Source organism: Streptomyces sp. NPDC102274, from assembly GCF_044766385.1.
Taxonomy (GTDB): Bacteria; Actinomycetota; Actinomycetes; order Streptomycetales; family Streptomycetaceae; genus Streptomyces.
Genome location: NZ_JBIWLW010000016.1, coordinates 178,380 through 188,401 on the forward strand (window position 1 = coordinate 178,380; position 10,022 = coordinate 188,401).

General features: G+C 69.4%; 9 protein-coding genes. 8 read left to right on the forward strand and 1 reads right to left on the reverse strand.

Annotated elements, in window-relative coordinates; translation table 11 throughout:
- Nucleotides 1–188 precede the first annotated feature (188 nt).
- The 3 genes from ACIRQP_RS22530 (at nt 189) to ACIRQP_RS22540 (ending at nt 4,131) form a co-directional block, all read left to right on the forward strand.
- A complete protein-coding gene (locus ACIRQP_RS22530) occupies nt 189–1,634 on the forward strand; it encodes an aldehyde dehydrogenase family protein (protein WP_403892803.1) in 1,446 nt (481 codons plus the stop codon).
- A 188-nt stretch (nt 1,635–1,822) separates the two neighbouring features.
- Entirely contained in the window at nt 1,823–3,796 is a 1,974-nt protein-coding gene (locus tag ACIRQP_RS22535; protein WP_403892805.1) for an acyl-CoA dehydrogenase family protein, read from the forward strand.
- A 152-nt stretch (nt 3,797–3,948) separates the two neighbouring features.
- Entirely contained in the window at nt 3,949–4,131 is a 183-nt protein-coding gene (locus tag ACIRQP_RS22540) for a hypothetical protein (RefSeq protein WP_403892807.1), read from the forward strand.
- 119 nt (nt 4,132–4,250) lie between these two features.
- On the opposite strand, the gene ACIRQP_RS22545 is transcribed toward ACIRQP_RS22540, so the two are convergent.
- Complete coding sequence (locus tag ACIRQP_RS22545) at nt 4,251–5,447, reverse strand: glycoside hydrolase family 64 protein (RefSeq protein WP_403892809.1); 1,197 nt, start codon at nt 5,445–5,447, stop codon at nt 4,251–4,253.
- Between the two features lie 176 nt (nt 5,448–5,623).
- Here ACIRQP_RS22545 and ACIRQP_RS22550 point away from each other — a divergent pair, with 176 nt between their 5' ends.
- The 5 genes from ACIRQP_RS22550 to ACIRQP_RS22570 form a co-directional block, all read left to right on the forward strand.
- Nucleotides 5,624–6,115, forward strand: coding sequence for a nucleotidyltransferase domain-containing protein (locus ACIRQP_RS22550; RefSeq protein WP_403892835.1), 492 nt, complete (start codon nt 5,624–5,626; stop codon nt 6,113–6,115).
- A 159-nt stretch (nt 6,116–6,274) separates the two neighbouring features.
- Nucleotides 6,275–7,057 carry a hypothetical protein gene (locus ACIRQP_RS22555; RefSeq protein ID WP_403892811.1) on the forward strand — a complete coding sequence of 261 codons (783 nt, stop codon included), beginning with the start codon at nt 6,275–6,277 and terminating at the stop codon, nt 7,055–7,057.
- A gap of 71 nt (nt 7,058–7,128) precedes the next feature.
- Entirely contained in the window at nt 7,129–8,394 is a 1,266-nt protein-coding gene (gene dxr, locus ACIRQP_RS22560; RefSeq protein ID WP_403892813.1) for a 1-deoxy-D-xylulose-5-phosphate reductoisomerase, read from the forward strand.
- Nucleotides 8,391–9,692 carry a M50 family metallopeptidase gene (locus ACIRQP_RS22565; RefSeq protein ID WP_403892815.1) on the forward strand — a complete coding sequence of 434 codons (1,302 nt, stop codon included), beginning with the start codon at nt 8,391–8,393 and terminating at the stop codon, nt 9,690–9,692. The genes dxr and ACIRQP_RS22565 overlap by 4 nt, the downstream gene beginning before the upstream one ends.
- 163 nt (nt 9,693–9,855) lie before the next feature.
- A partial coding sequence (locus tag ACIRQP_RS22570) for a flavodoxin-dependent (E)-4-hydroxy-3-methylbut-2-enyl-diphosphate synthase (RefSeq protein ID WP_403892837.1) occupies nt 9,856–10,022 on the forward strand: 167 nt, incomplete at its 3' end.

Sequence of the window (10,022 nt, forward strand, 5' to 3'; positions counted from 1 at the left end):
AGCAAGTAACCGAGTACGAGTAACCGAGTAACCGAGCAGCGGACCACACCGCCACAGCGCCTCCGCTTACGACAATGCGTAGCACGGCCCCCATCGCATCACTCCATCCCGGATAAACGACCACCCACGCCCGCACCCCTACCGTGGAACCAGACACCCCCATCTCTTCGGAAGGGCCCGGACTCGCAATGACTTCCACCCACGCTTTCTGGCTCGCCGGCCGCCAGGCCACCGGCGAGGACACCTTCGACGTCACCTCCCCCTGGGACGGCCGGCTCCTCGGCACCGTGGCCGTGCCGACCGAGGACCAGGTCGAGGAGGCCGTGGCCGCCGCCCACGCGGTCCTGGACGAGTTCGCCGCGACGCCCGCGCACGTACGGGCCGCCGCGCTCGACCATGTCTCCCGCAGGCTCGTCGAGCGCACCGAGGAGATCGCCCGGCTGATCTCCGCCGAGAACGGCAAGCCCCTCAAGTGGGCCCGGGGCGAAGTCGGCCGTGCCGTCTCCGTCTTCCGCTTCGCCGCAGAAGAGGCCCGCCGCTTCAACAGCGGGGACGCCCAGCGTCTCGACACCGACGCGGGCGGCGCCGGCCGCCTCGCCCTGACCCGCCGCTTCCCCCGTGGCGTCGTCCTCGGTATCGCGCCGTTCAACTTCCCGCTCAACCTCTGCGCCCACAAGATCGCCCCGGCGATCGCGGTCGGCGCCCCGATCATCCTCAAGCCCGCCCCGGCGACCCCGCTCTCCGGACTCCTCCTCGGCGAGCTGCTGGCCGAGACGGAGCTGCCGGCCGGCGCCTGGTCCGTACTGCCCGTGCCGAACGACCGGATGCCCGCCCTCGTCCAGGACGAGCGGCTGCCGGTGATCTCCTTCACCGGCTCGGACAAGGTCGGCTTCGCGATCATGGACTCCGTACCGCGCAAGCACTGCACGCTCGAACTCGGCGGCAACGGCGCGGCCGTCGTCCTCGCCGACTACGCGAGCGAGAAGGACCTGGACTGGGCGGCGACCCGGATCGCCACCTTCTCGAACTACCAGGGCGGCCAGTCCTGCATCTCCGTCCAGCGCGTGATCGCGGACGCCTCGGTGTACGAACGTCTCGTCCCCAAGGTCATCGCCGCCGTCGAGGCCCAGGTCACCGGCGACCCCGGCGACGACGCCACCGACGTGGGGCCGCTCGTCAGCGAGGACGCGGCCAAGCGCGTCGAGTCGTGGGTCGACGAGGCGGTACGGGCCGGCGCCCAGCTGCTCACGGGCGGCAAGCGGGACGGAGCGACGTACGCGCCGACCGTCCTGTCCGAGGTCCCCGCGGACGTCACGATCTCCTGCGAGGAGGTTTTCGGGCCCGTCCTCACCCTGCGCCGCGTCGAGGGCGAGGCCGAGGCGTTCGAGAAGGTCAACGACTCGAAGTACGGCCTCCAGGCAGGGGTGTTCACCCATGACCTGCAGGCCGCCTTCCGCGCCCACCGCGCGCTGGAGGTCGGCGGCGTGATCATCGGCGACGTCCCCTCGTACCGCGCCGACCAGATGCCGTACGGCGGCGTCAAGCAGTCCGGCGTCGGCCGCGAGGGCGTGCGGTTCGCGATGGACGACTACACCTACGAGCGCGTCATGGTGCTCACGGGCCTCGCCCTCTAGGTCCGGACAGGAGCGAGGAGCGTCCGGGCGCGCCCCCGGGTACGCACCCCGTAGGACGCCCCCAGCACCCTCGCCACGTTCCCGCGCCCCGACTGGTGCGGGTCGCGGGAATCGGGTACATACGGACGAGTAGTACCAGGCCGGTCGAACCGTCACTGGACCCGACTCCGCGGCGAGGTGAGTTCCTCATGTCCGCCCCATCCGCACCCTCAGCAGCATCCGCACCGCAGGAACCCCAGGGCAAGCCCATGGTCTCCGAGCGGGAAGCGCGCCAGGTCGCCGAGGCGGCCCGGGAACAGGGCTGGCGCAAGCCGAGCTTCGCCAAGGAGATGTTCCTCGGCCGCTTCCGTCTCGATCTCATCCATCCGCACCCGATGCCGGCGTCCGAGGACGTCAAGCGCGGCGAGCAGTTCCTGTCGAAGCTCCGCGAATTCAGCGAGACGAGGATCGACGGCGCGCGGATCGAGCGCGAGGCCCGGATCCCCGACGAGGTGATCAACGGCCTCAAGGAGCTGGGCGCGCTCGGTATGAAGATCGAGACCAGATACGGCGGGCTCGGCCTCACCCAGGTGTACTACAACAAGGCCCTGGCCCTGGTCGGCTCCGCCAGTCCGGCGATCGGCGCGCTGCTCTCCGCCCATCAGTCGATCGGCGTACCGCAGCCGCTGAAACTTTTCGGCACCCAGGAGCAGAAGGACACCTTCCTGCCGCGCCTGGCCCGCACCGACATCTCGGCCTTCCTCCTCACCGAGCCGGACGTGGGCTCCGACCCCGCCCGGCTCGCCACGACCGCCGTCCCCGACGGCGACTCGTACGTCCTCGACGGCGTGAAGCTGTGGACGACCAACGGAGTCGTCGCCGATCTGCTCGTCGTGATGGCGCGCGTGCCGAAGACGGAGGGCGGGAAGGGCGGCATCACGGCGTTCGTCGTCGAGGCCGGCTCCCCGGGCATCACGGTCGAGAACCGCAACGCCTTCATGGGCCTGCGCGGTCTGGAGAACGGTGTGACCCGCTTCCACCAGGTCCGGGTCCCCGCCGCGAACCGCATCGGGCCCGAGGGCGCGGGCCTGAAGATCGCCCTCACCACCCTCAACACCGGCCGGCTCTCGCTGCCCGCGATGTGCGTGGGCGCGGGCAAGTGGTGTCTGAAGATCGCCCGCGAATGGTCGGCCGCCCGTGAGCAGTGGGGCAAGCCGGTCGGCCGCCATGAGGCCGTGGGCGCGAAGATCTCGTTCATCGCCGCCACCACCTTCGCGCTGGAGGCGGTTGTGGACCTGGCCTCGCAGATGGCGGACGAGGACCGCAACGACATCCGGATCGAAGCGGCCCTGGCCAAGCTGTACGGCTCGGAGATGAGCTGTCTGATGGCCGACGAACTGGTCCAGATCCGGGGCGGACGGGGCTTCGAGACCGCGGACTCCCTGGCCGCGCGCGGCGAACGTGCCGTACCCGCCGAGCAGATGCTCCGCGATCTGCGCATCAACCGGATCTTCGAGGGCTCCACGGAGATCATGCATCTGCTGATCGCGCGCGAGGCGGTCGACGCCCATCTGGCGGTCGCGGGCGACATCATCGATCCGGACGCGTCGCTCTCGGACAAGGCGCGGGCCGGTGCGCAGGCGGGCCGGTTCTACGCCCGCTGGCTGCCGAAGCTGGTGGCCGGACCGGGCCAGCTGCCCGGCTCGTACGCGGAGTTCCACCCGGCGGGCCACCTGGACCTGTCGACGCATCTGCGCTACGTCGAGCGCAGCGCGCGCAAACTCGCCCGCTCCACGTTCTACGCCATGTCGCGCTGGCAGGGCCGGATGGAGACCAAGCAGGGCTTCCTCGGCCGGATCGTGGACATCGGCGCCGAGCTGTTCGCCATGAGCGCGGCCTGTGTACGGGCCGAGCTGATGCGGACGAGCGGTGACCACGGCCGCGAGGCGTACCAGCTGGCGGACGTCTTCTGCCGGCAGGCCCGTATCCGGGTCGAGGAGCTCTTCACCCGGCTCTGGTCCAACACGGACGACCTGGACCGCAAGGTCGTGAACGGCGTCCTGGCCGGTACATACAGCTGGCTGGAGGCCGGTGTCATCGACCCGAGCGGCGAGGGCCCCTGGATCGCGGACGCGACTCCAGGACCGTCCCAGCGGGAGAACGTGCACCGACTGATCCACTGAGCGCCGAGGTACATGAGGCTCCGGTCGAAACAGATGCGAACCATTTCTTCACATTTTGCCCGAATTGTGGGTAAAATGTGAAGAGAGGGTAGAGACGCCCATCGACCCGCCCGAGCCGGGCGGGGTTCGTCGACCTCTGTGAGGGGGCTGCCATGGCCAACGACTCCGACTTCTACGCACACGGCCGGCCGGAGAACCCACAGCTCCCGGAGGACAGGCCGCGCGGAGGCGGGCCGAAGGGACCACCCCCCGTGCACAGCACGGCCTGGAAGGTCATGGCCGTCATCATCGCGATCATCGTGATCATCCTGGCGGGGATCGCGCTGTTCCCGTGAGGGCCGCTCGGCCCTCCCATCGCCCCGTCCCGTGACCGGAGTCAACCGACCGGTCATGGGGCGGTCACGTGCGACGGGCACGAGGCCCACCTGACCGGACCTCGTGCCCGTCGGCCGCGTCAGCTGAACGGATCGAGCGTGATGTACGCCTGCTGCGGGTCACCGTCGTGCACCAGCGACTCGTATTTGCCGACATCGTCGAAGGCGAAGGCGTACGCCTTGCCGTCGGCCATCCCCTCGTGGATCTTCTTGGCGTACTGGTTGGTCACCGCGTCCTGGTAGAAGTTCGCCGGACTCGTGTCCGGCTGGTTGGGGTTGACCAGGAGCGTGGAGCGGTTGAACCCCGCGCAGAGCGTGCGCGAGATCGGGCCGCGCACGAGGTCGTTGGGCGCGTCCAGCAGCTTGTAGCAGCCGAAGACCGAGTCGGCGTCGGGCTTTTGGAACGAGGTGACGACCGCGCCCGCGCTGTTGGTGAAGTTCATGGTGTTGCCCGAGACCCGGCCGAAGTACTTGGTGTTCGGCTGGTCCGTGAACGGTGTCACCGTCAGCGTAGAGGTGGTGTACCTGCTCCACACCCGGTTGATGTAGTCGTCCATCACGGAGGCGGGCAGGTTGCCGGCCCCGATGCCGTGACCGGGCGAGAGGGCGCGCAGGACCGTGCCGTCGGACCGGGTCTGGATCAGATTGGCCCAGCCGCCGGGCTGGCCCCTGAGGGAGTCGAAGAAGCCTTTGTAGCCGCCCGCCTTGAGATGGCCGGTGGTCTTGGTGGTGCCGTTGGGGGCCCTGACGCCGACGGCGTACGGCGCCGAGAACATATCGACCTGTGTGCTGTTGATCCACAGCCCGGCGTCATTGAGTGTGTACTCGGTCCAGTTGAACAGGATGTTCCGGTTCGGGTCGGCCGGGTTCTGTACCGCGGGCTGCACCAGCCCGCCGGTCGTCAGCCTGAAGTCGAGCTTCTGACTGTACGAGAAGTAGACCCTGCCGGAGAACTTCGGCATCCGGATCGTCGTGGACTGCCCGTTGGCGGGTCCGGCGATCGACGCGTCGGGCGCCGGGGTGGGGGGATTGCCGCCGGCGGGCCAGGCGTGGAACGTACCGTTCGCGTCGGCCCAGCCCTGTTGGCCCGTCGTGAGCAGGGTGCCGAGGTTGTAGATGTAGACCGGGTCCGTGCGGCCGGAGTTGTTGGTGATGGTGAGCGGAATGGTCGTGGGAACCGCGGCCTCCGCGGGGGCCGCGGGGCCGGCGGCCGTGAACCCCGTGGCGAAGATCACCGCGGCGGCCAGTGCCGCGAGCAACTTTCTGGTACCAAGCACGCTCTACCTCCTGCTGTGTGGGGTTGAGAGCGCTCTCAGAATCGGGCCGGGGGTGAGGTGTGTCAATGCGCCCGGCCCAACTGGGCCCTGTCCCGGCCGCCGGCGGCCGGTGCGCTCGATGACCGCGAAATCGATTGGTGGCGACGGGAGTTGACGGCGTATCGTGCCGCCGCGTGATGACCGCCGACGACGTACTGTCCGTGCTGACCTTGCTGCGGAAGGCCGGCGCGGACGTCTGGATCGCCGGGGGCTGGGGCATCGACGCCCTGCTCGGCGCCCAGACCCGCCCCCACCGCGATCTGGACCTCCTGCACCGCGCCGATCAGGAACCCCGTGTCATCGAGGCGCTGTCCGGCGCGGGCTTCGCCGAGACCCTGGACTGGCGTCCGGTGCGTTTCGTCCTCGCCCGTCCGACGGGCGAGGAGATCGATCTCCATCCCCTCTCCTTCGCTCCGGACGGCTCGGCGCTCCAGTCGTCACTGGACCCGGGACATCCCTATGTGTACCCGGCGGAGTGCTTCACCACGGGCACCATCGGGGGAACGACGGTCCGGTGCATCTCGGCAGGGCAACAGGTCCTCTTTCACCAGGGGTACGAGCCGGCCGACCGCGACCGCCACGACATGGCCAGGCTCCGCGAGAAGTTCGGCATCACGACGCACTTCTGAGCGCCGCCTTGTGAAGGACGGTCTCTGAGCGCCGCCTTCTGAGAGCGCCGGCTTCCGGGCTGGGCGCCGGACAGGCTCCCGCCCACCCCACGCCCCCATGCCCCACAATCGGGAGTCGCGCCGTCAACTCGGCGCGATCGACGGACGACGGGGGCAAGGATGTTCGAGACCGGGAAGCGGCGTGCACGACGGGGGCTCGGGGCGGTGGCCGCCGGGCTCCTGCTCGCCGGGGTGGCCGCGTGCGGCGGTGACGGGCAGAGCGCCGACGACGGCAAGGGCGCTACGGCGAGCCGGAAGCCGGCCGACAAGCCCTCCGCCTCCGCCACCGGACCCGCCCCGCTCACCGAGGACCGGCTCACCGCCGCGTCCCTCACCGACGGCGAACGGATAGGCGCGTACACCGCCTCCGAGTACGCCCTCGGCGCACCGCTCGGTGACGACTACACCGCCGAACCCGCTGTCTGCCAGCCGCTCGTCAGCCTCGCCAAGGGCGCCACCGCGTTCGACCCCGTCGCCGAGGTCCAGCGCAAGGCCGACATCCCCGACGAACTGCTCGGCCTCACCGTCGCCGTACAGCTGCGTTCGTACACCGCGCCGGACGCGGCCGGTGTGATGAAGGCCCTCGGCACGGCCGGGCGCGAGTGCGCGGGAGGGTTCACCGAGAACCGGGCGCTGGCGCGGGCGCGGTATCTGAAGGTGGAGCCCGCCCGAGCGCCGGACGTGGGGGACGAGGCGAGGGCGTACCGCTTCACCCTCCTCGACGTGAAGGGCACGCTGAAGCTGTACGAGTATCTGACCGTCGTACGATCCGGCTCCACCACGCTCTCCTTCCGCGCCGAGATCACCGGCACGAAGGACGTCGGGGGAGTGCCCGACGAGATCATCCGGGCCCAGTGGCAGAAGTTCGCGTCGGCGGCCGGGGAAACCGCGGAAAAGCGGTGAAGACCGGCGCACGGGGACACCTACGGGGGCGCGCTGTCCTCCCGGCGCGGGGATGAGGCCAGAATGGGGGCATGAGCGACTGCCCAGCCCCTCTCGCCGATCCGCATATCGCCTTCGATCCGACCGAAGGCCGCCGGGACATCGTCGTCCTCGGCTCCACCGGATCCATTGGCACGCAGGCCATCGACCTGGTCCTGCGCAACCCCGACCGCTTCCGTGTCACCGCGCTCTCCGCCGCAGGCGGTCGCGTGGAGCTGCTCGCCGAGCAGGCGCGGCGACTGCGGGTCCGTACCGTCGCGGTCGCGCGCGAGGAGGCCGTGCCCGCGCTCCGGGAGACGCTCGCCGTGCTGTACGGGACGGGTGAGCCGCTCCCCGAGATCCTCGCGGGGCCCGACGCCGCCACCGAGCTGGCGGCGTCGGACTGCCACACCGTGCTCAACGGCATCACCGGCTCCATCGGACTCGCGCCCACCCTCGCCGCGCTCACGGCGGGCCGTACGCTCGCGCTCGCCAACAAGGAATCGCTGATCGTCGGCGGCCCGCTGGTGAAGGCCCTGGCCAGGCCGGGCCAGATCATCCCCGTCGACTCCGAGCACGCCGCGCTCTTCCAGGCGCTGGCCGCCGGCACCCGCGCCGAGGTACGCAAGCTGGTGGTGACGGCCTCCGGCGGGCCCTTCCGGGGCCGTACGAAGGCCGAGCTGGCACATGTCACCCCCAAGGACGCCCTCGCGCACCCCACCTGGGCCATGGGTCCGGTGATCACGGTCAACTCCGCGACCCTCGTCAACAAGGGCCTCGAAGTGATCGAGGCGCATCTGCTGTACGACATTCCCTTCGAACGCATCGAGGTCGTCGTACACCCGCAGTCGTATGTGCACTCGATGGTGGAATTCAACGACGGCTCGACCCTGGCCCAGGCGACCCCGCCCGATATGCGCGGGCCGATCGCCGTGGGTCTCGGCTGGCCGCACCGGGTGCCGGACGCCGCGCCCGCCTTCGACTGGACGACGGCCTCGACCTGGCAGTTCTTCCCGCTCGACACCGAGGCGTTCCCGTCCGTGGGACTCGCCCGGCAGGTCGGGACCCTGGGCGGCACGGCCCCCGCGGTGTTCAATGCCGCGAACGAGGAGTGCGTGGACGCGTTTCTGGCGGGACGGCTGCCGTTCAACGGCATCATGGATACGGTCACAGAGGTCGTCGCGGAGCACGGCACCCCCCGTACGGGAACCTCGCTCACCGTGGCGGACGTCCTCGAAGCGGAGACCTGGGCCCGCGCACGGGCCCGTGAAACGGCAGCGAAATTCAGTGAAGAAAAGCCAGCGGAGGCTCGCGCATGACGATCCTGTTGACGGTCCTCGGCATTCTCGTCTTTGTCGTGGGGCTGCTCTTCTCCATCGCCTGGCACGAACTGGGCCATCTCTCCACGGCCAAACTCTTCGGCATCCGCGTGCCCCAGTACATGGTCGGCTTCGGGCCGACCATCTGGTCGCGCAGGAAGGGCGATACGGAGTACGGGGTCAAGGCGATCCCGCTCGGCGGCTATATCCGGATGATCGGAATGTTCCCGCCGGGCCCCGACGGCAGAATCGAGGCACGCTCCACCTCCCCGTGGCGCGGGATGATAGAGGACGCGCGCTCCGCTGCCTTCGAGGAGCTGGGACCGGGCGACGAGAAGCGCCTCTTCTACACGCGCAAGCCGTGGAAGCGCGTGATCGTGATGTTCGCGGGTCCGTTCATGAACCTCGTCCTGGCCGCCGTGATCTTCATCGGTGTGGCGATGAGCTTCGGCTTCCAGACCCAGACCACCCAGGTCGCCGGCGTCCAGCAGTGCGTGATCTCGCAGAGCGAGAAGCGCGACACCTGCGAGAAGAAGGACCCCGTCTCGCCCGCGCGCGCGGCCGGTCTCCAGAAGGGCGACAAGATCGTCGCCTTCAACGGGCAGCGTGTCGAGGACTGGTCGACGCTCTCCGGCCTCATCCGTAAGACGATCGGCCCCGCCACCATCACCGTCGAGCGCGACGGCGCCGAGCGGGTCCTGCAGGCCACGCTCGCCAAGAACATGGTGGCCGAGAAGGACTCCAACGGAGAGGTCGTCCCGGACAAGTACGTACCGGCCGGCTATCTCGGCTTCGCCGCCTCCACCGAGATCGTCCCGCTCTCCTTCCCCCAGTCCGTGGACCGGATGGGCATCATGATCGGGGACGGCGTCGAGTCGATCGTCGCCCTGCCCTCGAAGATCCCCGACCTCTGGAGCGCTGCCTTCGGCGACGGCCCCCGCAAGGACGACTCACCGGTCGGTGTGGTCGGCGCGGCGCGCATCGGCGGCGAGGTGATGACGCTGGACATCCCGGCGCAGAACCAGATCGCGATGATGCTGTTCCTGCTCGCGGGCTTCAATCTCTCGCTCTTCCTCTTCAACATGCTGCCGCTGCTGCCCCTGGACGGCGGGCATATCGCGGGCGCGCTCTGGGAATCGCTGCGGCGCAGGCTCGCACGGCTGTTCAAGCGGCCCGACCCGGGCCCGTTCGATGTGGCGAAGCTGATGCCCATCGCCTATGTCGTGGCGGGGATCTTCATCTGCTTCACCCTGCTCGTCCTGGTCGCCGATGTCTTCAACCCCGTCAAGATCAGCTGATAGAAACCGTTTCACGGCGGCCGGACACCATTCGTGTCCGGCCGCTTACCTTTGGGTGGAGTTTTCGCGTGGATGTGCTCGGCCCGCACGCGGTGGCGTAATCTCGGGGGCTGGAGCCCGCCGATCTCGGGACCTCGATCCACACCTTGGGGTTGCACAGCAGATGACTGCAATTTCTCTCGGAATGCCGTCCGTTCCGACGAAGCTCGCCGACCGACGGGCCAGCCGTCAGATCCAGGTGGGGTCGGTGGCGGTCGGCGGGGACGCGCCGGTCTCGGTGCAGTCGATGACGACGACGCGTACGTCGGACATCGGCGCGACGTTGCAGCA

Bases quoted from the DNA above. Each gene is read 5' to 3' on its own strand.
- dxr (WP_403892813.1), top strand. From the start codon at position 7,129: ATGAGCGACTGCCCAGCCCCTCTCGCCGATCCGCATATCGCCTTCGAT.
- ACIRQP_RS22535 (WP_403892805.1), top strand. From the start codon at position 1,823: ATGTCCGCCCCATCCGCACCCTCAGCAGCATCCGCACCGCAGGAACCC.
- ACIRQP_RS22530 (WP_403892803.1), top strand. From the start codon at position 189: ATGACTTCCACCCACGCTTTCTGGCTCGCCGGCCGCCAGGCCACCGGC.
- ACIRQP_RS22550 (WP_403892835.1), top strand. From the start codon at position 5,624: ATGACCGCCGACGACGTACTGTCCGTGCTGACCTTGCTGCGGAAGGCC.
- ACIRQP_RS22565 (WP_403892815.1), top strand. From the start codon at position 8,391: ATGACGATCCTGTTGACGGTCCTCGGCATTCTCGTCTTTGTCGTGGGG.
- ACIRQP_RS22540 (WP_403892807.1), top strand. From the start codon at position 3,949: ATGGCCAACGACTCCGACTTCTACGCACACGGCCGGCCGGAGAACCCA.
- ACIRQP_RS22555 (WP_403892811.1), top strand. From the start codon at position 6,275: ATGTTCGAGACCGGGAAGCGGCGTGCACGACGGGGGCTCGGGGCGGTG.